The following is a 21999-nucleotide window of genomic DNA, read 5'->3' as shown; positions in this document are numbered from 1 at the left end:
CGCCCCTATACTGGAAAAAGAAACCCTCCAGGATAGAACCATGACCCAACGCCTGTTTTTTACCGATGACGCACTGACCGCAGAGGTCGAGGTTCTGCGCTGTACGCCCCACGAAGACGGCTTTGCAGTGGTCCTCAATGCCACGCCCTTCCACCCTCAGGGCGGCGGGCAGCCATCTGATACTGGCTGGATTGCAGACAGTGAAGTGGTGAAAGTACTGCAAGAACAGGACGCCATCGTGCATTACCTCAAACAGCCGGTTTTGCCAGGCCCGACACGGGCAGAAGTTGACGCGACACGCCGCCATCTAAATGCGCGCCTGCACTCGGCCGGGCACTTGATTGGCGTGCTGGGTGAGCAGGCAGGCTGGATTCCCGCCAAGGCCCACCACTGGCCGGGCGAATGCCGGGTAAGCTTCACCCCCGGCGATAATCCGCAAGAGCTGGAGCCCGAAACCATCGAACAGCATCTTGAGCAATGGATCAGAGCCGACTTGCCAAGGCACATGCAGCACGACTCCGGGCAACGGGTTATCCGCTTTGGCGACTTGCCGGGTTATCCCTGTGGCGGCACCCATGTCCGCTCATTGGCCGCGTTACATGCCGTCAGCGTGCTGTCGGTTGGCCAGAAAAAGGGCGTGCTGTCCGTGCGCTATGAGGTCAAATAAGCCTGGCCCGGTGACGTTGTACAAAACGCTCCACGTAATCGTCCGCGGGGCTCAGCAGGATTTCCTGCGGCGTCCCCACCTGAATCAGCTGCCCGTCCTTGAGCATGGCGATGCGATTACCAATACGCAGCGCTTCATCCAGGTCGTGGGTGATAAAAACAATGGTTTTTTCCAGGGTTCGCTGTAGCTCCAACAGCTGATCCTGCATTTCTGCACGGATTAACGGGTCCAGCGCGCTGAAGGCTTCATCCATCAGAATAATGTCGGTGTCAGTCGCCAGAGCCCGCGCCAGCCCTACTCGCTGGCGCATGCCTCCCGACAGTTGCTGCACGTAAGCCTGTTCATAGCCCTGCAGCCCTACCATCGATATCCAGTGCCGCGCCCGCTCATTGCACTGACCTTTACTCTCGCCGCGCACCTTGAGGCCGTAGGCCACGTTTTCCAGCACGTTGCGATGGGGCAGCAAGCCAAAGCCCTGAAACACCATGCTGATTTTGTGCCGTCGAAACTGGCGCAAGGCAGGCATGTCGTAATCCAGGATGTTTTCACCATCCACCAGGATCTGGCCGCTGGTGGGGTCGATCAGACGGTTGAGGTGGCGCACCAGCGTCGACTTGCCCGAGCCGGACAACCCCATGATGACGAACACCTCACCCGCGCGAATCGACAAGGACAGATCATTGACCCCCACCACACAACCGGTTTGCGCCAGTACCTGTTCCTTTTTCAGGCCCTCCCGCAGCAGGGTCATGACTTCTTTTTCGCGGCTGCCAAACACCTTGAAAACGTTGCGTACTTCGATCTTGTCGAGGGCCACCGGGGTCATTTTTGCTCCCCGTGCCGAGTACGGCCATAGGCCTGGGTGATCCGGTCGATAACCACGGCCAGAATCACAATCGCCAGCCCCGCTTCAAGGCCTTTGCCGACGTTGAGTGTCTGAATACCCACCAGCACATCCTCACCCAGCCCCCGGGCACCGATCATTGAGGCGATGACTACCATCGACAGCGCCATCATGGTGGTCTGGTTAATCCCGGCCATGATGCTGGGCATGGCCAGCGGCAATTGCACACCGAACAGTTGCTGCCATGGATTGGCACCAAAAGCGTTGATCGCTTCCATCACCTCCCGGTCGACCTGGCGCAAGCCCAGATCAGTCAGACGGATCAGTGGCGGCACGGCATAGATCACCGTGGCAAAGATCGCCGGAACCTTGCCCAGGCCGAACAGCATCAGCACCGGAATCAGGTACACAAAACTGGGCATGGTTTGCATGATGTCCAGCAACGGCATCATCACCGCACGCAAGCGATTGCTGCGGGCCGCCAGAATCCCCAGCGGAATCCCCAGCAACACCGAAATAACCGTGGCCACCATCATCAATGCCAGGGTTTGCATGAGTTTGTCCCACAGGCCGACCGCCCCCACTAAAAACAACAGGCCGACAATCAACAGGGTACTGAGGATTTTACGTGTGGCGTGCCAGCCTATGGCACCGACAATGGCCAGCATCAACCACCAGGGTGTCAGGCGCAGCAGGGTTTCGAGGTTGATAATGGCCCAAAGCAAAGTGTCGGAGATGTGCCGGAACACATCCCCGTAATTGCTCACCAGTGCATCAACTCCATCATTGACCCAACCGGCGATGGAAAACGTCAAATTTTCAGGGAACATGCCGTGCTCTTGCTTGATTGAAAGCGTTAATCGGCTTTGAGGGCCGCATCGACCTTGGCCGCGGCATCGGGGGTGACCCAGGCATGCCAGATCTGCGGCTGTTCACGTAAAAAGGCTTCTGCCGCCTTGCGTGGCTCGGTACGTTTTTCGCTCATCCGGGCCAGGGTGGTGTTCAACAGGTCGATAGGGAAATCGACTTTTTCATAGAACTCCACTAACTGCGGGTATTGAGCTTTAAAGGGGGCCGATACGCCAATGGCCAGTTTTGCCGGTAATGAGCTCGTACCTTTGGGGTTGGGGTTGCTGGCATCAGCCAGGGTTTTCCAGGCCTCGGCATCAAACGCCGGTTCTTCCAGCTTGATCAGCTTATAGCGCCCGATCAGCGGGGTTGGCGACCAGTAGTAAAACAACACGGGCTTGCCACGGCGAATCGAAGAACTGACTTCTGCGTCCAGCGCAGCGCCCGAGCCGGTGCGGAAATTTACAAAATCCTTGTCCAGGCCATAAGCCTTGAGCTTTTGACTGTTTACAATTTCAGAGGTCCAGCCGGTCGGACTATTGAGAAAACGCCCGCGGCTCGGGTCTTCCTGATCGCGGAATACTTCTTTATAGCGCGCCAGATCCTTTACCGACTTCAAGTCGGGGGCCACGGCCTTGATGCCTTTTTCAGGGTCGCCCTTGACCACGTACTCCGGCACCCACCAACCCTCACTGGCGTTTTTGACGATGTCACCCAGACCGAACACCTTGCCTTCAGCCTCGGCCTTGACCCACACCGGGCTGCGCCCTGCCCATTCTTCGCCAATCACCTGGATGTCATTTTTGGCCAGCGCCGCTTCGAGGCTGACGGTACTGCCGGGCAAGGTATCCGTCGCAACGCCGTAGCCTTTTTCGGTAATTAAACGCAGTACTTCAGTGATCAGGCTGCCGCTTTCCCAAGTGATATCACCGAAGTGCACGGGTGCAGCCGCAGGCGCGGCCAATACCGGTTGCGTTGCGATCCCCAGTGCCAGCAGCGTGCCGCCGAGCCATTGTTTAAGGTTGTTCATAGCGAGTCTCTTGTTATGAAGGGGCTTTGTTTCGGCAGTGCAGCGTCGCTTATCAAGCAGCGGCCAAGGGCAAGGCTCATGTAATCGCTGACAGAGCGCCGGGAAATACCCAACTGCGCCGCTATTTCTGGATACGTAAGACCATTGACCCTTGAGAGCAGAAAAGTGTTCCGAACCTTTTGCGGCAAACCGTCGAGCAGCGCGTCAATCATCTGCAAGGCTTGATGAGCCTGGGCCAGCGCCTCGGGTGATGGCGAACAAAGCGCAAGTTCATGCTGCATCTTCATCAGATACGCCTGCTCCACGTCTCGGCGGCGCCAGCGCTGGTAAATCAAGCGTCGGGCAATGGTGGTCAAAAGGGCACGGGGTTCGCGGATCGACATCCCCTGCCCGACGCTCAAAAGCTGGGTAAAGGTTTCGGCCGCAATGTCTTCAGCGTAGCTGCTGGAACCGGGGTAGCGGCGCAAACGCGCCTGCAGCCAGCCATGATGGGTGCGATAAAGCAGTCCCACATAGTCTCGGTGAGAGGTGTCGGCGCCGGACATAAAGGCTCCAAAAGAAGTAAAAACGGTATGTCCGGTGATCCGGTGCGGCGATCCTATCAAAGGCCTTTATTCAATTTAAATACTAAAAACACATTTAGTTATTCGTTATTTGACTAAAAAACATCTAAGCCAGTACTGCATACCCACATTCGGTGGCGACTCGCTGAAGATCGAGCACAGGTTGATAATCCACTTCGCTGACCGGCAATACCTCCTGCACACCCAATACAGCCCTGACCTGCGGCAATTGCTGCAAAGCCTGATTCATTGCCCGGCGAATCTGCTCTGCACCACCGCGCCCGGTGCCGAGCGCGGTGATGTAAGGCAAGGTGGGGCTGTTTGCGGTACGCGCCACAGTGCGTAAGCCCGCGACCTCTGCCGGGGCGTAACGGGCCAGACAGTCAAAGGTGACACTGTCGATGCAAGCCAGGTCAGCCCATCCTTCACGCACATGGCGCAGGCTTTGTTGATGGGCACCGCTGATGGCCACGCTGGCAAAGAATCGTCCACCCTGCTGCAACGGCGCCAGACGGTGACGAAACAGGTTCATGCCGCTGTTGGAGTGCAGGTCGTTGATCACCCCGCGACTGCCCTTGAAGTCAGCCAGATCGGTACGCGGGTCGGTGGCGCGGCTGAGGATCAAACTGCAGTGGTTGCCCGCGCTGCTGTCATTCAGTTCATAGCGCGGGCGACCCACCAGCTGCACCTGACCGCGCAACAGGGTCATCAGCGGGTAACCACAGGTCTGGGTCAGCAACAGATCCGGGGACCTGAACAACTCAAGCAACTCCAGCCCCCGGCCATCACGACGAGGTACATCCAGTAGCTCCACAATTCGAGTCAGCCACTGCTCACTGGCAACCTTCACCGGTTGCGGCGCAACGTACATCACGAGTTCTGCATAACGTCCCGGCATCGGGTGCTCCCTGTGGGTTCAATTGAACGGGTGCTGCGGGCTATCAATCGGCTGCAGGCCGTGACCACGAATCAATTCGCCATACCCCCGTACCAGAAAGCCGCCACTGCGTTGTTGCCATTGGGCACGCCGCGCCTGATAGATTGCGGGCAAGTAGAACCATGGCACACCAGGCAGATCATGGTGCACCAGATGCAGGTTCAGATTCAGGAACAGCCAGGTCCAGGGCCAGCCCGCTTCGTTAAGCACCGTGCGCTGCTCGGGACGTACAGCGGGCCGATGTTCATAAAAGGAGCGAATGGCGCCCACCGACAGCGCCGGCACGCTGACAAAAAATACATACTGGCAAACTGTCACTTCACTGTAGCGGGCAATAAAAGCAAACATCAGCAGCGTCAGACAACCGTGGGTCAGCCACATGCGCCAGGCTCGGGCATCACCACTGAGCAAGCGCTGCAGTTCTTGTCCAGCCAGGCCGGCCAACGACAGAGGCGCCCCCAGCAGCAGTCGTCCAAGCACGGTTTTGTTCAACCAGTGCACGCCGCGCAGCATTCTAGAGCTGCCTTGCCAGCGCGCCTGGCTCAAATAGCGGCTTTCCGGATCAACCCCCGGCACAGTCAGGTCATGGTCGCGGTGATGCAACAAATGGCTGTCGCGGTACAGGGTGTATGGATACCACACGGCAAAAGGGGCATAGCCCAGCAGCTTGTTGAACCACTCAACGCGGGTGGGATGACCGTGCAGCAACTCGTGCTGCAGCGACATCCACAACACTACAACCGGAATCAGCAATCCGCTGGCCCACCAACTGCCAATCAGCGAACTGCCGAGCAGCAAGGCAAACCATGCGCCGGGCACGGCAATCAACAACAACCATGTGGGCCATTGGGTACGGCCGGTGAATGTGCGGGTCAAGGCCAGGATGTCCCGGCGCTGGGCGCTATCGAAATAATGCGACATCTGCGGAACTCAACACAGGTTTGAATCCATCTGTGGCGCGAGTCGTACTTTTCTTGCAGATCGTTTGGTTATGGGCTTAGAGCGTTTGGCGGGGGTACCGGGGGGATTAAAACGCTGAAACGCAAAAAGCAGCCCGAAGGCTGCTTTCTGGTGTTTTTTGCAACTGCGTAGCTCCAAAAAACAAAATTTGGAGCGGGAAACGAGACTCGAACTCGCGACCCCGACCTTGGCAAGGTCGTGCTCTACCAACTGAGCTATTCCCGCAATAATGGCGTCCCCTAGGGGACTCGAACCCCTGTTACCGCCGTGAAAGGGCGGTGTCCTAGGCCACTAGACGAAGGGGACGTTGCCCGAAACGTACACTGTACATTTCAGTGTCAGCCGCATTAACCGCAGTTAACGCTCTGACTTTTCACTCAACCTTGTCGAAACAAAGTTGCTGGGTGAAGCAAAAAAAAACAGCCAATGGCTGATTTTTCATGTTTCCTGGACTATGCGTAGCTCCAAAAAACAAAATTTGGAGCGGGAAACGAGACTCGAACTCGCGACCCCGACCTTGGCAAGGTCGTGCTCTACCAACTGAGCTATTCCCGCAATAATGGCGTCCCCTAGGGGACTCGAACCCCTGTTACCGCCGTGAAAGGGCGGTGTCCTAGGCCACTAGACGAAGGGGACGTTGCCCGAAACATACACTGTATATTTCAGTGCCAACCGCATTTACCGAAGTTAATGCTTTGGCTTTCACTCAACCCCGCCCGAGAGCGTGATTGCTTAAAAATGGAGCGGGAAACGAGACTCGAACTCGCGACCCCGACCTTGGCAAGGTCGTGCTCTACCAACTGAGCTATTCCCGCAATGGCGTCCCCTAGGGGACTCGAACCCCTGTTACCGCCGTGAAAGGGCGGTGTCCTAGGCCACTAGACGAAGGGGACACGCTACAACTTCACTGGTTACATGCGTTTGGCTGTTCGCTTTACGCTGCAATTGGCGCGCATTCTAGGGATGGATTGGGAAGTCGTCAACCCCATTCTTAAAATATATTGAAATCAATGACTTCCCTCTCCTTTAGGCTTTTTCATGCGCAGTATGTCGCCGAACTCCTGACGTCTATATTCCGTCATCTCCCAAGGCGTTATGATTGACAGCATTAGGTGATGGCAATTTGTACCTATCGATTCCCAGCTTCTTTTTATAGAGCCGGCAGACCACCCTGAAGAGGTTCTAACGTTGACTCCTTCCATGATCGCCCTGCTTGTCATAGGCGGGATCGCACTTCTGATCGCCATCGGTTACATGAACCATGTGGTGGAAAACAAAAACCTGGAAAAGGCCCGCCTCAAGGTCGAGCTCAACGACCGCATCCGTCGCCTGAGTGAAGTGAACGAAACGTTTCCAGGGCAAATGATGTCCCCTGCCCTGAAACTTCTACTGACTCGGCTCGAGCTCAACGCCACCCAGCGACTGTTACTCCTGAACAAATCCAGTGCTGCATTGAAAGCCCGGGTTGCCGAGCTCAATGCCCTGCTCGCGCAAGGCGAGTCGATACCGGTCAACAACCCTCCGCGCCCGATTCTCACCGAAGCCAAAGCCAAGGATGTGCGTTTCCAGCTGGAAACACTGCACGGCCAGATCACCCGTGCCACCAAGGATCGAGTGCTGGCGACCAACGAAGCCAAGCAGTGGCTCAAAGAAATCCGTCACCTGCTGGTGATCTTGCATATCGAATTTTTCAACAACCTTGGCCAGCTGGCCCTGCAGCAGAATCAGCCGGGCCAGGCGCGCCTGGCCTTTGAGCGTGGCGTGCAATACCTGCGTAAACAGCCTGACGCGCAGTACAGCGCCCAGCTCAAGGCGTTTGAAGCTCAGCTGGCCCGCGCCAACGCAATGTTGCAGAACGGGCTTGAGCCGTCCACGGACGAGGTCAATGAACTGACCGAGGGACTCAGAACAGATGAGACCGACGGCGACTGGAAGAAAAAAGCCATTTACGACTGAAGGCCGACGCGCCCTGCATAGCAAAACCCGGCAGGCGCCGGGTTTGGTTATTCAGGCACAGCGTTTTAAATCAGGGCGCAATCACTCGACTGCCAGAACCCCTGCAGATTGCGTATCAAGCCTCAGGCCAGAGTGCGCGAATCCCGGCAACACCTTGCGCACCAATCGCCCATGCCTGTTGAAGATCATCCGGCCCCAGGCCGCCCAGCAAAAATACCGGCTTGCTGAAGCCGGCAACCAGTTGCTGAGCCTGCTCCCAACCCAAAGGTTGCGCATCAGGGTGGGTCTGAGTGGGCAGAACCGGTGACAGGGTCACGAAATCCACATCCATTTGCTCAGCCAACGCCAACTCTTCTGCGTTGTGACATGAGGCTGCCAGCCAGCGATCTTTCGCCAGAGGCCGCCCCTTGGACGCGTACTTGCGCAGTTGCGCAGCAGTTAAATGCCAGCCCGCCGAAGGAAAATCCCCCAGCCACTCCAGTGGCCCCTTGAGCATCAGTTGCGCCTTGCCTGCACACAACCCCGTAGCATCTACAGCCAGATCACGGTACTTGGGGTCATAACCATTGGGGGCTCGCAGCTGAACCAGTTTGATGCCGCCAGCAACGGCCTTCTTCAGCCCCCGTAGCAGTTCCGGCGTTTCCAGCCCGTCCGGAGTAATCAGGTACTGATCAGACAAGCGGGCAGCGGCCACGATCGGCTCGTTAGCCGCTGGAAACTGGTAATCAGCCAATTCGCGCGCAGAGACCCAGGCCACTGGCTGGCCTTCTACCCCATGTGGCTCACCTGCAAAGGCCGAGACTTCCCAGACATCCAGCAAGACCTGTTTGTCAGGGTAATCATGCTGCACCTTGATCAAGGGTCGAGCCGATTCAACCCTGATCCCCAACTCTTCTTGCAGTTCACGACCCAGAGCAGCCTCAACCGACTCACCAGCCTCAACCTTGCCGCCAGGAAACTCCCAAAGCCCGCCTTGATGCTGGGAATCTGCACGACGTGCGATCAGGATTTTACCGTCTGTACCTCGAATAACGGCCGCAGCCACATGAACTCGTTTCACCCTTGTACTTCCTCTAATCCGGCCTGTTGCCAGGCTTTGAACGCGGGCCATTGGTAAATGGCTTCAACATAGGCGGCATCTTCAGCCGACAGAGCTACACGATAGGTATGAAGACGGACTGCCACCGGTGCGAAAAAAGCGTCCACCAGGCTCGGAGGCCCGAACAGATACGGCCCGCTTTCGATTGCCAGTGCGCGGCACTCTGCCCACAACGCACTGATTCTTTCGATATCGGCCCGAGCTTCGGCAGGCATGGACGCCAACGCCTGATCGTGGCTCAAATCAAAGGGCAAGTTTGCCCGCAAGCCAAAAAAGCCGCTGTGCATTTGCGCACATGCCGATCGGGCCTGGGCCCGCGCGGCGATATCTGCCGGCCACAATTGAGCGGCCGGGAATTGCTCATTCAGGTATTCGGCAATTGCCAGAGAATCGGCAATGGTGCCGTGTTCGGTCTGCAACAAGGGTACTTTGCCCGTTGCCGAGTACTGCAGGATCAAAGCCCGGGTATCGGGCTGACCCAGCTTGATCATCTGTTCGCTATACGAAACACCTGCAAGTTCCAGCGCCAGAGCGGCACGCAAGGACCAGGATGAGTACAACTTGTCGCCAATGATCAGATGCAAGCTCATGGTGGGCCGTCCTTTTGACGAATACAGGGTACTTGTTGCAGAACCGGATTTAAGTGCGGTATTCGGCGTTGATTTTCACGTACTCGTGGGACAGGTCGGTGGTCCAGATGGTTTCACTGCACACACCGCGACCCAGTTCGATACGAATGGTGATTTCTTCCCGGGCCATCACTGCCGAGCCCTGCTCTTCGGTATAACTGACCGAACGCGCACCACCGCTGGCGATACATACCTCACCCAGGTACACGTCGATTTTGCTCACGTCCAGATCAGGTACGCCAGCACGGCCTACAGCGGCCAGGATGCGACCCCAGTTCGGATCAGATGCAAAGAGTGCCGTTTTGATCAGTGGCGAATGGGCAACGGTGTAACCCACGTCCAGGCATTCCTGATGGTTAGCGCCGCCATTCACTTCAACAGTGACGAACTTGGTTGCACCTTCACCGTCACGCACAATGGCTTGCGCCACTTCCATGCAGACCTCTAACACTGCCTGCTTCAGGGCAGCGAACAGCGGGCCGTTGGCTTCGGTGATCTCAGGCAGGTCGGCTTTGCCGGTAGCAATCAACATGCAGCAATCGTTGGTCGACGTATCACCATCGATGGTGATGCGGTTGAACGACTTGTTGGCGCCGTCAAGCAGCAGGTTTTGCAGCACTTCACGGGAAACCTTGGCGTCGGTCGCGATGTACCCGAGCATGGTGGCCATGTTGGGACGAATCATCCCCGCGCCTTTGCTGATACCGGTGACGGTGATGGTTACACCCTCGTGCTCGAACTGGCGGCTGGCACCTTTGGGCAAAGTGTCAGTAGTCATGATACCGGTGGCCGCTTGTGCCCAGTTGTCCTCGGAAAGGTCGTCCAGCGCGGCTTGCAGTGCGCCTTCGATTTTCTCGACCGGCAGCGGCTCACCGATTACCCCCGTGGAATACGGCAGAACCGAATTGGCATCAACCCCTGCCAGTTCAGCGAGCTTGTCGCAGGTACGGGCAGCCGCGATCAGACCCGGGGTACCGGTGCCCGCATTGGCATTGCCGGTGTTGGTCAGCAGGTAGCGGATCGCGCCCTGAAAACGTTGCTTGGCCAGGATCACCGGCGCAGCGCAAAACGCATTCAAAGTGAATACGCCTGCAACGCTGGAGCCTTCGGCGCAGCGCATTACCACGACATCCTTGCGCCCCACACGCTTGATACCGGCAGAAGCAATACCCAGTTCAAAACCGGCAACCGGGTGCAAAGTAGGCAAAGGACCAAGACCAACAGCCATGACGCGCTCCTAAATAAGTTCTGTGCGCCGCCGCGAAAGCACGCAAATTCAATGGTAAAACGCCGCGACGGCTAATGCCGGTCGCGGCGCAGGTACTTCAGCAGTTGGAACGGGTTTTAATTGATTTGCCCGTGGCAATGCTTGTATTTCTTGCCCGAGCCGCAGTAGCACAGCTCATTGCGACCCAGCTTCGGCTCATTACGAACAGGCTCGGTAGCCGGTACGACGTCTTCAACATCGGCACCCTGCAGCACTTCAGCCAGCGCTTCGGGCTGATCGAGGCCCGGTGCTTCGGCATGCTGGAACTGCATGCGCGAAGCCAGGTCTTCCGCTTCCTGACGCAGACGAGCCTCTTCTGCTTCCGGGTCTTCGCGACGAACCTGTACATGGGACAGCACACGGATCGAATCGCGCTTGATCGAATCAAGCAGCTCGGAGAACAGGTTGAACGACTCGCGCTTGTACTCCTGCTTCGGGTTCTTCTGCGCATAGCCGCGCAAATGGATACCGTGGCGCAGGTGATCCATGGTCGACAGGTGGTCTTTCCACAAGTCATCCAGTACACGCAGCACAATTTGTTTCTCGAAGGTGCGCAGCGCTTCCGGGCTCGCCTGCTCTTCTTTCTCGTTATAAGCCGCCAGCAACTCGTTCAGCAGCTTCTCACGCAGGGTTTCTTCGTACAGGTGGTCGTCTTCATCGAGCCATTGCTGGATCGGCAGCTTCACCCCGAAACCGGTTTCGATAGCCGACTCCAGACCTTTGACGTCCCATTGTTCCGGCAACGACTGCGGTGGAATATGCGCGCTGACAGTGCTTTCAAGAACGTCCTTGCGGAAGTCGGCGATGGTTTCACCGATATTGTCCGCAGCAAGCAACGTGTTACGCATGTGATAAATCACTTTACGCTGTTCGTTGTTGACGTCATCGAACTCCAGCAATTGCTTGCGGATGTCGAAGTTGCGGCCCTCAACCTTGCGCTGCGCCTTTTCGATCGCGTTGGTCACCATACGGTGCTCAATCGCTTCGCCGGACTGCATGCCCAGGGCCTTCATGAAGTTCTTCACCCGGTCAGAGGCGAAGATGCGCATCAGGCTGTCTTCAAGGGACAGGTAGAAACGGCTGGAACCCGCATCACCCTGACGACCGGCACGACCGCGCAATTGGTTGTCGATACGGCGCGACTCATGACGCTCGGAAGCGATCACATGCAGGCCGCCCGATTCCAGCACTTGCTGGTGACGTTTCTGCCAGTCGGCCTTGATCTGTGCGATCTGCTCCGGAGTCGGGTTCTCAAGGGAAGCCACTTCCACTTCCCAGTTGCCGCCCAACAGGATGTCAGTACCACGACCGGCCATGTTGGTAGCGATGGTCAGTGCCCCAGGACTACCGGCCTGGGCAATGATTTCAGCTTCTTTTTCGTGGAACTTGGCGTTCAGAACCTTGTGCTCGATACCTTCCTGCTTCAACAGGTTGGACATGTGCTCGGAGGTTTCGATGGTGGCCGTACCTACCAGCACCGGACGGCCCTTGGCCATGCAGTCCTTGATGTCAGCCACAATCGCCGCGTACTTCTCGTCAGCGGTGAGGAACACCAGGTCGTTGAAGTCTTTACGTGCCAGGGGCTTGTTCGGCGGAATGACCATCACCGACAGACCGTAGATCTGGTGGAATTCGAACGCTTCGGTATCAGCCGTACCGGTCATGCCGGACAGCTTGTTATACAGACGGAAGTAGTTCTGGAAGGTGGTCGATGCCAGGGTCTGGCTTTCAGCCTGAATGTTCAGGCCTTCTTTGGCCTCGATAGCCTGGTGCAAGCCTTCGGACAGACGACGGCCCGGCATGGTACGGCCGGTGTGTTCGTCGACCAGCAATACCTGACCGTCTTCAACAATGTATTCAACGTTGCGGTTGAACAGCTTGTGGGCGCGCAATGCGGCATAGACGTGGGTCAGCAGGCCCAGATTGTGTGCGGAGTACAGGCTCTCGCCCTCTGCCAGCAGACCGATCTGGGTCAGCATGTCTTCAACGAACTGGTGACCGGCTTCGTTCAACTCAACCTGACGGGTCTTTTCATCGATAGTGAAATGACCGGCTTTGGTCACTTCGCCCTCGACTTCCTCGACATGCCACTCAAGGCGCGGGATCAGCTTGTTGATTTCGGTGTACAGCTTGGAGCTGTCTTCGGCCTGGCCGGAGATGATCAGCGGAGTACGGGCTTCGTCGATCAGGATCGAGTCGACTTCGTCGATTACGGCAAAATTGAGCTCGCGCTGGAATTTCTCTTCCATGCTGAAAGCCATGTTGTCGCGCAGGTAATCGAAACCGAATTCGTTGTTGGTGCCGTAAGTGATGTCGGCAGCATAGGCTTCACGCTTTTCCTGAGGCGGCTGGAACGGCGTGACAACACCGACCGTCAGGCCCAGGAATTCATAGAGCGGACGCATCCAGTTGGCATCTCGACGAGCCAGGTAGTCGTTCACGGTTACAACGTGTACGCCCTTGCCCGACAATGCGTTGAGATAAACACCCAGGGTTGCTACCAGGGTCTTGCCTTCACCGGTGCGCATTTCTGCGATCATGCCTTCGTGCAAGGTCATGCCGCCGATCAGCTGGACATCAAAGTGGCGCATGCCCATGACCCGCTTACCCGCTTCGCGGCACACCGCAAAGGCTTCTGGCAACAACTGGTCGAGGGTCTCACCTTTGGCTATGCGGGCCTTGAACTCTTCGGTCTTGGCGCGCAATTGCTCATCGGTCAGGGCAACCATCTGCTCTTCGAAGGAATTGACGACCTGTACTGTCTTGAGCATGCGTTTGACTTCGCGCTCGTTCTTGCTTCCAAAAAGTTTCTTTAACAAAGGCGCAAACATATCGGCAGGATCTTCCACACATAGGGATGGAGGGCGGCCCCGAGAGTCGCCCGAGCAGCCCTGATGGCCGCATGCGAGCGAGCATTCTACCCGGAAACGTCGGTGAGGAAAGTGGCGTTATTCCACGATACTGGTGCAGCGTTGTGACGGGGCCTCACTAAAATAAGGGCTTTTTGCTGAACTTCAACCCATGGAGAGCAGAAGTTACTCATTGATTCCACAAATAAAGTTTTTGAAATCAGGATCATATCGAGTGAAACAGGCGGTTTCTGCTAAGATTGCGGCTCTGTTTCCTCAGGTGTCTGAACATGGCATTTCGCCCACACCCAGCACGGGCACCCTCCGTTCTGCTCCGCGAGGCCAAGCCCCTGAAGGCCATTTTTGGCCACGCCAAACGTCTGGCACACTTGCAACGCCTTCTTGAAAGCCAGCTCCAGCCGGCCGCCCGCGAACATTGCCACGTCGCTTCATGGCGTGAAGGCAGCCTGTTGCTGATTGTGACCGATGGCCACTGGGCCACTCGCCTGCGTTATCAGCAAAAGCGCCTGCAGCGTCAGTTGCAGGCATTTGACGAGTTCGCCAGCCTGACCCGGATCCTGTTTAAAGTGCAGCCACCGACGGTGCAGGCCAAAGTTGCCGGACATACGCTCGACCTTTCGGTCAATGCCGCCCAGACCATCCAGGCAACGGCCGATGGTATCAGCGACCCGGCCCTGCGCGCCGCCCTTGAGCGGCTGGCCAGTCACGCCAAGCCCAAGCCTCAGTAACCGATACGTGCCGGAGCTGGCTTGCCAGCGATGAAAATGCCCGGCCCATCAGCTGAGTCGGGCTGCTGCGCAACCCTTCCGAGCCTACGCCAGCCACTACTTGCGTTTGCTGCCACCCAGCAATGAGCCCAGCAACCCGCGAACCAACTGCCGCCCCATCTGGCCCGCCGCCTGACGCGCCATGGATTGCAATGCTTTGCCGGCCGTTGAGCCCAGGAAGTCCCCGGCCTGATCCAGAAGACCCGGTTCCTGTGGCTTGACTTGCTCCTGCGGTGCTACGCCCTTGCGGGCCAACAACACTTCGTAGGCCGACTCCCGGTCAATCGGTTTGTCATAGCGCCCTTGCAACGGCGAACCGACAATCAAGGCCGCCCGCTCAGCCTCGGTCAGCGGGCCGATCCGCGATTGCGGCGGTGCAATCAATACTCGCTGAACCATGGCCGGCGTGCCTTTTTCTTCAAGCATGCCCACCAACGCTTCGCCGGTGCCCAACTCGGTCAGCACCGCCAGCGCATCGAAAGCCGGGTTAGGCCGAAATCCGTCGGCTACAGCCCGTAACGATCTCTGCTCTTTAGAGGTAAAAGCCCGCAGTCCATGCTGAATCCGCAAACCCAGTTGCGCGAGCACAGTGTCCGGCAAGTCCGCTGGCGATTGCGTTACAAAGTACACACCAACACCTTTGGAACGAATCAGACGTACCACTTGCTCAAGGCGGTCCTGCAATGCTTTGGGCGTCCCGGCAAACAGCAAATGGGCCTCATCGAAAAACAGCGCCAGCAAAGGCTTGTCGGCATCCCCGCGCTCCGGCAACTGTTCAAAAAGCTCCGCCAACAGCCACAACAGGAACGTGGCGTAAACCTTGGGCGCTTCATGCACCAGGCGACTGGCATCGAGCAGATGAATCCGGCCGCGACCGTCACTGGTCGGCTGCAGAATGTCTTCCAGTTGCAGCGCCGGCTCGCCGAACAAGGCCTCGGCGCCCTGCTGTTCAAGTGTTGCCAGGCGCCGCAGCAGGGCCTGGCTGGAACCGGTGGTCATCAAAGCCGCGTCATCGCCCAGCACCTGGGGGTTGTCGCGCAGATGATTAAGCAAGGCTTTCAGGTCTTTTAGATCAAGCAGCAGCAAACCCTCGCGATCTGCCACTTTGAACGCGGCATACAGGGCCGACTGCTGGCTGTCCGTCAACTCCAGCAGACTGCCCAGTAGCAGCGGTCCCATTTCACTCAATGTTGTGCGTAATGGATGACCGGTCTTGCCTTGTATGTCCCACAACGTAACCGGATACGCCTTCGGCTGATAATCGAGCCATGGCATGCCGGCAATCCGCTCGGCAATTTTGCCCTGAGGGTTGCCGGCCGCACCCAGCCCACAAAGATCGCCCTTGATGTCAGCGGCAAATACAGCCACGCCAGCATCGCTGAACTGTTCAGCCAGGCGCTGAAGGGTCACGGTTTTACCTGTCCCCGTGGCGCCCGCCACCAGGCCATGACGGTTTGCCAGGCGCAAAGACTGGGCTACGGGCTGACCCGCAAGGTCAGCACCAAGAACAAGAGCAGATAAGTCCGGCATTTTTCCACCTTTGATTAATCTTTCGCGATCGCGAGTCGATACATCCTTAATGCTAGATCAGATAAAACCGGATTTAGCGTAGGAAACAGTACTGACAAATATAGAGCCCATTCAGGTTCTGACAGTGATTTGTCGCATGGGCATGTTTCCACAGAGTAGGCCTCAAACTTTTAGACCTTAGCGGACCCTTCAAGCCATGAATAAAAACCTGCGTTTCAGCCATAAAATCCTGCTTGCCGCGTCCCTGATCGTAATAGCCGCCTTCTCGCTATTTACGCTGTACAACGATTACCTGCAACGCAATGCCATTCGCAATGATCTGGATAACTATCTGCACGAGATGGGCAACATCACAGCCAATAACATTCAAACCTGGATGGGAGGGCGGATTCTGCTCACGGAAAATCTTGCAGAATCCATAGCCATTGCTTCAGACCCAGCGCAAGTGGCCAGCCTGCTGGAACAAAAAGCCCTGGGCAGCACCTTTATGGCAGTCTACTTTGGCGACAGCCAGGGCGACTTTACCATTCGCCCCAACAGCAAGATGCCCGAGGGCTTCGACGCCCGCACGCGGCCCTGGTACAAGGACGCGCTCAACAGCAGCAGCGCAAGCCTGACCGAACCTTATATAGATGCTGTAACCGGGCAGATGATTATCTCCATCGGTACCGCGGTGAAAAAGGCCGGGCAAACCCTGGGCGTGGTCGGCTCGGACCTGACCCTGAAAACCATCGCTGACAGTATCAACACCCTGGATTTCGATGGCATGGGCTTTGCCTTCCTGGTGAGTGCCGACGGCAAAATCCTGGTTCACCCGGACAAGGATCTGGTGTCGAAGAACCTGAAGGATATTTACCCGCAAAACACACCATCGATCAGTCCGGTTATCAGCGAAACCGAGGCCAATGGCAAAACACGGATCGTGACCTTTAGCCCGGTCAAAGGGCTGGGTTCGGTCAACTGGTATGTCGGGCTGTCTATAGATAAAGAACAAGCCTTCGCAATGCTCAGCACATTTCGCACATCAGCGATCATTGCCACCAGCATTGCCCTGGTCTCGATCATCGCCCTGCTCGGCCTGTTGATTCGCCTGTTGTTGCAACCTTTGCATGTGATGACCCGCGCGATGCAAGACATCGCTGAAGGTGAAGGTGATTTGACCCGGCGCCTGGTGGTTGAATCCAACGACGAGTTCGGCACCCTGGGCAGCGCTTTCAACCGCTTTGTCGAGCGCATTCATACCTCCATGAGCGAAGTATCATCGGCTACCGAACAGGTAAACGAAGTCGCCCTGCGGGTGGTCAGTGCTTCCAACTCATCGATGCTCAACTCTGACGAACAGGCAAGCCGCACTAACAGTGTTGCAGCAGCGATCAACGAGCTGGGCGCAGCTGCCCAGGAAATCGCCCGCAACGCTGCCCTGGCCTCGCATCAAGCCAGCGACGCCCGCGGCCTGGCAGAAGAAGGTCAGCAAGTGGTTGAGCGCAGCATCGGTTCGATGCAGCAACTGTCGCAAATGCTGGGCACCTCCAGTAGCCACATCGAATCACTGAATGACAAGACAGTGAACATCGGCCAGATCCTTGAAGTGATTACCAGCATTTCCCGGCAAACCAACCTGTTGGCGCTCAATGCCGCGATTGAAGCCGCCCGCGCCGGTGAAGCCGGACGCGGCTTTGCCGTGGTCGCTGACGAGGTGCGCAACCTGGCGCACCGCACCCAGGAGTCGGCGCAGCAAGTACAAACCATGATCGAGGAGCTGCAAGTCAGCGCGCGCGCATCGGTGAGCACCATGGAGGAAAGTCAGCGCCACAGTCAGGACAGTGTGGAAATCGCCAACCGTGCAGGCGAACGTCTGGTCAGCGTCACCGAGCGCATTGGCGAAATTGACGGCATGAACCAGTCCGTCGCTACCGCCACGGAAGAGCAAACCTCGGTGGTTGAGTCGATCAATATGGACATCACCGAGATCAACACCCTGAACCAGGAGGGCGTCGAGAACCTGCAATCCACCCTGCGAGCCTGTACGGACCTTGAACAACAGGCCGCACGCCTCAAGCAACTGGTGGGCAGTTTCCGCATCTGATCGCCCTGCACTCAACGCGTAGCCCCGCACTTGGCGGTTACGCGTTTTTTACCCGGCTCAATTCCTGCGAACATCTATCATCCATTAAGGTCAACCCCATGGACGATAGACATTTAAAGGGCTCAAGGCCGTGCATATTGCTGACATCACCATGTTCTATGCGCCCGCCAGTGGCGGCGTGCGCACTTATCTGGACGCCAAGCACCGACGCCTGAGCCGTTTGCCGGGCACCCGTCACAGCCTGCTGGTGCCGGGCAGCAACCGGACAGTGCACGACGGCATATACCAGGTCCCCTCCCCGGCCCTGCCATTTGGCAACGGTTTTCGGTTCCCGATCCGCCTGGCGCCCTGGTGCAATATTTTGCAAGACCTGCAGCCGGACCTGATCGAAGTCGGCGACCCCTACCTCACCGCCTGGGCCGCACTCGATGCCCGGCGGCAGCTGGACATACCGGTCATTGGCTTTTATCACTCGGATCTGCCGCTGCTGGTGCGCAACCGCATGGGCAACTGGCTGACACCCAATGTAGAAGCCTATGTCAGAAGGCTGTACCGGCATTTCGACCGGGTCCTGGCCCCGAGCCAGGTCATGGCCAACAAACTGATCGGCCTGGGGGTCGACAATGTGTTCGTGCAACCCCTGGGCGTCGACTTGCAGACATTCAATCCTCAGCACCGCGACCCCGATCTGCGTGCAGAGCTGCAGATAAGCCCTGACGCCCATTTGCTGATTTTTGCCGGGCGCGGCGCCAAGGAAAAAAATCTCCCGGTTCTGCTCGACTGCATGCGCGACTTGGGCCAGAACTGGCACCTGCTGCTGGTGGGCTCACAGATGCCATCCCTGGTGCCGGATAACGTGACAGTCATTGACGACTTCTGCCCCCCCGCTCAACTGGCCCGCCTCATGGCCAGTGCCGATGCTCTGGTACATGCCGGAGACCAGGAAACCTTTGGCCTGGTCATTCTCGAGGCCATGGCCAGCGGCATTCCGGTGGTGGCCGTTGACGCCGGGGCCTTCAGGGAAATCGTGCACGATGAGGTGGGTCTGCTGTGCCAACCGAACAACCCTGAGGCGATGGCCAACGCCGTCCGTGAACTGTTCGCCAACAATCCGGCGCAACTTGGCCGGCAGGCCCGCCAACGGGCCGAACTGCATTACTCCTGGGATCGCGTGGTGCAGGACCTGCTGGTTCATTATCACGCATTGACCGGCACCCATCAGGCGGTACCTGTCCATGTCTGATCCGGTGGTGGCGCTGGTGCTGCACGATGTCGCCCCGCAAACCTGGGCCGATTATCAACCGTTTGTCGAAGCTGTCGATGCCATGGGCGCAATCCCGATCACCTGGCTGGTGGTTCCGGACTTTCACCATGGCGGCTCTTTGGCCGGTGCCGACCAATTGCGCAACATGCTCGACAGCCGCGTGGCCAGGGGCGACGAACTGGTACTGCATGGTTACTTCCATGCCGATGACATGCCTGCACCGCGCACCCCGCGCGATTGGTTCATGCGCCGGGTGTATACCTGGGAGGGGGAGTTCTACAAGTTGTCCGAAACCCGGGCACTGAGCCGGCTGGAGCGTGGGCTTGAAGTATTTGAGCGCTATCAATGGCCAGTTCGCGGCTTTGTTGCCCCGGCGTGGTTGATGAGCGAAGGCACACGCCTGGCCTTGCGCCAACTGCCCTTGAGTTATACCAGCGATCAACAGCACCTTTATCGTCTGCCCGATTTTTCAGCCATTGATGCGCCGGGGCTGGTCTGGAGTGCTGGCAGTGCATGGCGTCGAGGGGTGTCAAAAGTGGTGTGCGATCTGCGTGAACGCCAGTGGCAAAATGCACCCTTGATACGACTGGGCCTGCATCCTGTGGATATGCGCCATGGATTCTCCCGCGATTACTGGCTTGAAACCCTCAAGCGTCTGATCGACAGCGGCCGCAGGCCCGTCACCAAAAGCGCATGGCTCGACTCTTTAAGTGCGCCCACAGGCTCGTCGCCGGCATGAGTTCATCTCAGTCAGCGGCCGGTGACAGCGTATCCGGGGGTTGATCGTCGGGAAGTTGCGGGTGTAACGCCAGCCACAAGGCCCGGGCATCTGAAAACTCTGTGCCGTCCTGCGGGCTTAATGCTTGCGGGTCGTAACGGCTTAGACAGCCCTCACCCAGGGTTGCCGGTGCCGTGGAAGTGGCTTTATCGAACGGATCGGTCATGACACAAATCCTTTGAAAGATTTTATGTTGCACTAACCCTGGCTGTAGTCGCTGCAGAGCAACGAAGGCGGCGATACAGGAGCCGGTCAGCCGGCCCCTGTAATCGATTGCGGCATCAGAACACTACGGTTTTATTGCCGTGCACCAGTACACGGTCTTCGAGGTGATAGCGCAGGCCACGGGCCAGCACCATCTTCTCGACATCACGCCCGAAACGCACCATGTCTTCAATACTGTCGCTATGGCTGACGCGTACGACGTCCTGCTCGATGATGGGACCGGCGTCCAGTTCTTCGGTCACATAGTGGCAGGTTGCACCAATCAACTTTACACCGCGCATCGAAGCCTGGTGATAAGGCTTGGCCCCGACAAATGACGGCAGGAAGCTGTGGTGAATGTTGATGACCTGGCCGGCATATTCGCGACACAGATCCGGCGGCAGAATTTGCATGTAGCGCGCCAGAACCACGACCTCGGCAGCATGATGCTTAACCAGACGCGAGACTTCGGCGAAGGCCGGCTCTTTGTCTTTCGGGTCAACCGGCACATGGTAAAAAGGAATGCCGTGCCACTCGACCATGCTGCGCAAGTCATTGTGGTTGGAAATCACGCACGAGATATCACAGTCCAGTTCATCGCTGTGCCAGCGGTGCAACAAATCTGCCAGACAGTGGGATTCGCGGCTGGCCATCAAGACCACGCGTTTTTTTTGTGCGGTATCGGTAATGCGCCACTCCATCGAAAACTCTTCGGCGATCGGGGCAAACGCCTCGCGAAAAGCGTCAAGTCCAAATGGCAGGGAGTCGGCACGAATTTCGTGACGCATAAAGAACCAGCCGCTTTGATCATCCGAGTGGTGGCTCGCTTCAGTGATCCAGCCATTGTGTGAGGCCAGGAAATTACTGACCTTGGCAACAATACCAACGCCGTCGGGGCAGGCGATCACCAACCGAAAAGTGCGCATCAGGGAAAAACTCCAAAACTTTACTAAGGCCGCCATTCTAGCGAGTGCGCAGCAAAACTACAGTCTTCCTTGAGGCTTATTGCGTGCGCCCCAGGGTCGCATCACCCACCTGCTACGCCTTCGGGAGCGGGGCCTTCAGGGTTTTTATTGGTGAACCAGGACATTTATTAATCTTTCTTAACATTCACCTGACAACGGCTTATTTAATAGCGCTGATATAGGAATGGGAAAATGTTAATAATTAAATTTTAGAATTAATCGAGCCTTGCATATTTACTTGCAGTAACTGTCTGACTATTATTGCATCACTGTCTCCCTGTAAACCCTTTCCAACATAAGGTTATCCTCATGTCCCTGATCAACGAATACCGTGCAACTGAAGAAGCGATCAAAGAACTGCAAGCTCGCCTGAAAAACCTGTCGGAAGACGACAAACTTCAAACCGAGCTGGAATTCGAAGGCAAACTGCGCACGCTGATGGGCGAATACCAAAAATCGCTGCGCGATATTATCGCCCTTCTGGATCCGGAAGCCAAAGTAAGCAAAGCACCACGCGGTGTTGTTAAAACCACCGGCACCAAACGTGCCCGCAAGGTTAAACAATACAAAAACCCGCATAACGGTGAAGTGATTGAAACCAAAGGTGGCAACCACAAGACCCTGAAAGAGTGGAAAGCCAAGTGGGGCGGCGACGTAGTTGAAGGCTGGGCAACTCTGCTGGACTAAGTGCCCCCTTCGCGCTGCGTTATGCACCGCTAATAAAAAACGCCAGC

Annotated in this window: 20 protein-coding genes, 6 tRNA genes and 1 pseudogene; 8 read left to right on the top strand and 19 right to left on the bottom strand. The window is 57.1% G+C overall.

Annotation, left to right across the window (positions count from 1 at the left end):
• Positions 1 to 40 precede the first annotated feature (40 nt).
• Positions 41 to 667, top strand: coding sequence for a hypothetical protein (locus B195_RS06205; protein ID WP_003442569.1), 627 nt, complete (start codon positions 41 to 43; stop codon positions 665 to 667).
• Here the strand turns inward: B195_RS06205 and B195_RS06200 are convergent.
• The 12 genes from B195_RS06200 to B195_RS06145 all read right to left on the bottom strand — a co-directional run bounded on the left by B195_RS06200 (position 660) and on the right by B195_RS06145 (position 6743).
• Entirely contained in the window at positions 660 to 1493 is an 834-nt protein-coding gene (locus B195_RS06200; RefSeq protein WP_003442570.1) for a glycine betaine/L-proline ABC transporter ATP-binding protein, read from the bottom strand. The two genes, B195_RS06205 and B195_RS06200, sit on opposite strands and share 8 nt — an antisense overlap.
• Entirely contained in the window at positions 1490 to 2341 is an 852-nt protein-coding gene (locus B195_RS06195) for a proline/glycine betaine ABC transporter permease (RefSeq protein WP_003442571.1), read from the bottom strand. Before B195_RS06195 ends, B195_RS06200 begins: the two co-directional genes overlap by 4 nt.
• Positions 2342 to 2367: 26 nt before the next feature.
• Entirely contained in the window at positions 2368 to 3390 is a 1023-nt protein-coding gene (locus tag B195_RS06190; protein WP_003442572.1) for an ABC transporter substrate-binding protein, read from the bottom strand.
• Entirely contained in the window at positions 3387 to 3935 is a 549-nt protein-coding gene (locus B195_RS06185; protein ID WP_003442573.1) for a sigma-70 family RNA polymerase sigma factor, read from the bottom strand. The genes B195_RS06190 and B195_RS06185 overlap by 4 nt, the downstream gene beginning before the upstream one ends.
• Before the next feature lie 124 nt (positions 3936 to 4059).
• Positions 4060 to 4851, bottom strand: a complete 792-nt coding sequence (locus B195_RS06180; RefSeq protein ID WP_003442577.1) for a phosphate/phosphite/phosphonate ABC transporter substrate-binding protein — start codon at positions 4849 to 4851, stop codon at positions 4060 to 4062.
• An 18-nt stretch (positions 4852 to 4869) separates the two neighbouring features.
• Entirely contained in the window at positions 4870 to 5811 is a 942-nt protein-coding gene (locus tag B195_RS06175; protein WP_003442579.1) for a fatty acid desaturase, read from the bottom strand.
• A 188-nt stretch (positions 5812 to 5999) separates the two neighbouring features.
• Positions 6000 to 6075 (bottom strand) — tRNA-Gly (locus B195_RS06170).
• Positions 6076 to 6080: 5 nt separating this feature from the next.
• Positions 6081 to 6156, bottom strand: a tRNA-Glu gene (locus B195_RS06165).
• A 173-nt stretch (positions 6157 to 6329) separates the two neighbouring features.
• A tRNA-Gly gene (locus tag B195_RS06160) sits at positions 6330 to 6405 on the bottom strand.
• Positions 6406 to 6410: 5 nt separating this feature from the next.
• Positions 6411 to 6486, bottom strand: a tRNA-Glu gene (locus tag B195_RS06155).
• A 103-nt stretch (positions 6487 to 6589) separates the two neighbouring features.
• Positions 6590 to 6665: transfer RNA gene (locus tag B195_RS06150), tRNA-Gly, on the bottom strand.
• A gap of 2 nt (positions 6666 to 6667) precedes the next feature.
• Positions 6668 to 6743, bottom strand: a tRNA-Glu gene (locus B195_RS06145).
• Positions 6744 to 7050: 307 nt separating this feature from the next.
• Between B195_RS06145 and B195_RS06140 the strand changes: the two genes are divergently transcribed.
• The gene (locus tag B195_RS06140; RefSeq protein WP_178092365.1) at positions 7051 to 7806 is read left to right on the top strand and encodes a hypothetical protein; all 756 of its coding nucleotides are present in this window, start codon (positions 7051 to 7053) and stop codon (positions 7804 to 7806) included.
• 115 nt (positions 7807 to 7921) lie between these two features.
• On the opposite strand, the gene B195_RS06135 is transcribed toward B195_RS06140, so the two are convergent.
• The 4 genes from B195_RS06135 to secA form a co-directional block, all read right to left on the bottom strand.
• On the bottom strand, positions 7922 to 8866 hold the full coding sequence (locus tag B195_RS06135; RefSeq protein ID WP_003442581.1) for a Nudix family hydrolase: 945 nt from the start codon (positions 8864 to 8866) through the stop codon (positions 7922 to 7924).
• A complete protein-coding gene (locus B195_RS06130; RefSeq protein ID WP_003442582.1) occupies positions 8863 to 9495 on the bottom strand; it encodes a glutathione S-transferase in 633 nt (210 codons plus the stop codon). The genes B195_RS06135 and B195_RS06130 overlap by 4 nt, the downstream gene beginning before the upstream one ends.
• 49 nt (positions 9496 to 9544) lie before the next feature.
• Positions 9545 to 10762 carry a bifunctional glutamate N-acetyltransferase/amino-acid acetyltransferase ArgJ gene (gene argJ / locus B195_RS06125; RefSeq protein ID WP_003442593.1) on the bottom strand — a complete coding sequence of 406 codons (1218 nt, stop codon included), beginning with the start codon at positions 10760 to 10762 and terminating at the stop codon, positions 9545 to 9547.
• Between the two features lie 116 nt (positions 10763 to 10878).
• On the bottom strand, positions 10879 to 13632 hold the full coding sequence (gene secA / locus B195_RS06120) for a preprotein translocase subunit SecA (protein WP_003442600.1): 2754 nt from the start codon (positions 13630 to 13632) through the stop codon (positions 10879 to 10881).
• A gap of 308 nt (positions 13633 to 13940) precedes the next feature.
• On the opposite strand from secA, the gene B195_RS06115 reads away from it, so the two are divergent.
• Positions 13941 to 14399: a DUF721 domain-containing protein gene (locus tag B195_RS06115; protein ID WP_003442603.1), complete on the top strand. Its 459-nt coding sequence runs from the start codon at positions 13941 to 13943 to the stop codon at positions 14397 to 14399.
• A gap of 96 nt (positions 14400 to 14495) precedes the next feature.
• Here the strand turns inward: B195_RS06115 and B195_RS06110 are convergent, their stop codons facing one another.
• Positions 14496 to 15968: a helicase HerA-like domain-containing protein gene (locus B195_RS06110; protein ID WP_003442606.1), complete on the bottom strand. Its 1473-nt coding sequence runs from the start codon at positions 15966 to 15968 to the stop codon at positions 14496 to 14498.
• A gap of 196 nt (positions 15969 to 16164) precedes the next feature.
• On the opposite strand from B195_RS06110, the pseudogene B195_RS23220 reads away from it, so the two are divergent.
• The 4 genes and pseudogenes from B195_RS23220 to B195_RS06095 form a co-directional block, all read left to right on the top strand.
• A pseudogene (locus B195_RS23220) lies at positions 16165 to 17196 on the top strand (cache domain-containing protein); the annotation flags it as partial.
• Positions 17197 to 17214: 18 nt separating this feature from the next.
• The gene (locus B195_RS23215) at positions 17215 to 18054 is read left to right on the top strand and encodes a methyl-accepting chemotaxis protein (protein WP_369826387.1); all 840 of its coding nucleotides are present in this window, start codon (positions 17215 to 17217) and stop codon (positions 18052 to 18054) included.
• 130 nt (positions 18055 to 18184) lie between these two features.
• Positions 18185 to 19297: a glycosyltransferase family 1 protein gene (locus tag B195_RS06100; protein WP_003442612.1), complete on the top strand. Its 1113-nt coding sequence runs from the start codon at positions 18185 to 18187 to the stop codon at positions 19295 to 19297.
• Complete coding sequence (locus B195_RS06095) at positions 19290 to 20057, top strand: DUF2334 domain-containing protein (RefSeq protein ID WP_003442615.1); 768 nt, start codon at positions 19290 to 19292, stop codon at positions 20055 to 20057. Before B195_RS06100 ends, B195_RS06095 begins: the two co-directional genes overlap by 8 nt.
• A 7-nt stretch (positions 20058 to 20064) precedes the next feature.
• Here the strand turns inward: B195_RS06095 and B195_RS06090 are convergent, their stop codons facing one another.
• Together B195_RS06090 and purU are read right to left on the bottom strand one after the other, a co-directional pair.
• Complete coding sequence (locus tag B195_RS06090) at positions 20065 to 20262, bottom strand: hypothetical protein (protein ID WP_003442618.1); 198 nt, start codon at positions 20260 to 20262, stop codon at positions 20065 to 20067.
• Positions 20263 to 20377: 115 nt separating this feature from the next.
• Positions 20378 to 21226: a formyltetrahydrofolate deformylase gene (gene purU, locus B195_RS06085; protein WP_003442621.1), complete on the bottom strand. Its 849-nt coding sequence runs from the start codon at positions 21224 to 21226 to the stop codon at positions 20378 to 20380.
• Between the two features lie 348 nt (positions 21227 to 21574).
• Between purU and mvaT the strand changes: the two genes are divergently transcribed.
• Entirely contained in the window at positions 21575 to 21952 is a 378-nt protein-coding gene (mvaT, locus tag B195_RS06080; protein ID WP_003442624.1) for a histone-like nucleoid-structuring protein MvaT, read from the top strand.
• Positions 21953 to 21999 lie beyond the last annotated feature (47 nt).

Origin of the sequence: Pseudomonas sp. Lz4W (assembly GCF_000346225.2) — a bacterium.
Lineage (GTDB): Bacteria > Pseudomonadota > Gammaproteobacteria > Pseudomonadales > Pseudomonadaceae > Aquipseudomonas > Aquipseudomonas paraversuta.
The sequence above is the reverse complement of the archived record's forward strand: the minus strand, read 5'-3'. Positions and strand labels throughout refer to the sequence as shown.

Coding starts and splice junctions, on each gene's coding strand:
- B195_RS06205 (WP_003442569.1), top strand. CDS start 41: ATGACCCAACGCCTGTTTTTTACCGATGACGCACTGACCGCAGAGGTC.
- B195_RS06200 (WP_003442570.1), bottom strand. CDS start 1,493: ATGACCCCGGTGGCCCTCGACAAGATCGAAGTACGCAACGTTTTCAAG.
- B195_RS06195 (WP_003442571.1), bottom strand. CDS start 2,341: ATGTTCCCTGAAAATTTGACGTTTTCCATCGCCGGTTGGGTCAATGAT.
- B195_RS06190 (WP_003442572.1), bottom strand. CDS start 3,390: ATGAACAACCTTAAACAATGGCTCGGCGGCACGCTGCTGGCACTGGGG.
- B195_RS06185 (WP_003442573.1), bottom strand. CDS start 3,935: ATGTCCGGCGCCGACACCTCTCACCGAGACTATGTGGGACTGCTTTAT.
- B195_RS06180 (WP_003442577.1), bottom strand. CDS start 4,851: ATGCCGGGACGTTATGCAGAACTCGTGATGTACGTTGCGCCGCAACCG.
- B195_RS06175 (WP_003442579.1), bottom strand. CDS start 5,811: ATGTCGCATTATTTCGATAGCGCCCAGCGCCGGGACATCCTGGCCTTG.
- B195_RS06140 (WP_178092365.1), top strand. CDS start 7,051: ATGATCGCCCTGCTTGTCATAGGCGGGATCGCACTTCTGATCGCCATC.
- B195_RS06130 (WP_003442582.1), bottom strand. CDS start 9,495: ATGAGCTTGCATCTGATCATTGGCGACAAGTTGTACTCATCCTGGTCC.
- argJ (WP_003442593.1), bottom strand. CDS start 10,762: ATGGCTGTTGGTCTTGGTCCTTTGCCTACTTTGCACCCGGTTGCCGGT.
- secA (WP_003442600.1), bottom strand. CDS start 13,632: ATGTTTGCGCCTTTGTTAAAGAAACTTTTTGGAAGCAAGAACGAGCGC.
- B195_RS06115 (WP_003442603.1), top strand. CDS start 13,941: ATGGCATTTCGCCCACACCCAGCACGGGCACCCTCCGTTCTGCTCCGC.
- B195_RS06110 (WP_003442606.1), bottom strand. CDS start 15,968: ATGCCGGACTTATCTGCTCTTGTTCTTGGTGCTGACCTTGCGGGTCAG.
- B195_RS23215 (WP_369826387.1), top strand. CDS start 17,215: ATGAGCGAAGTATCATCGGCTACCGAACAGGTAAACGAAGTCGCCCTG.
- B195_RS06095 (WP_003442615.1), top strand. CDS start 19,290: ATGTCTGATCCGGTGGTGGCGCTGGTGCTGCACGATGTCGCCCCGCAA.
- B195_RS06090 (WP_003442618.1), bottom strand. CDS start 20,262: ATGACCGATCCGTTCGATAAAGCCACTTCCACGGCACCGGCAACCCTG.
- purU (WP_003442621.1), bottom strand. CDS start 21,226: ATGCGCACTTTTCGGTTGGTGATCGCCTGCCCCGACGGCGTTGGTATT.
- mvaT (WP_003442624.1), top strand. CDS start 21,575: ATGTCCCTGATCAACGAATACCGTGCAACTGAAGAAGCGATCAAAGAA.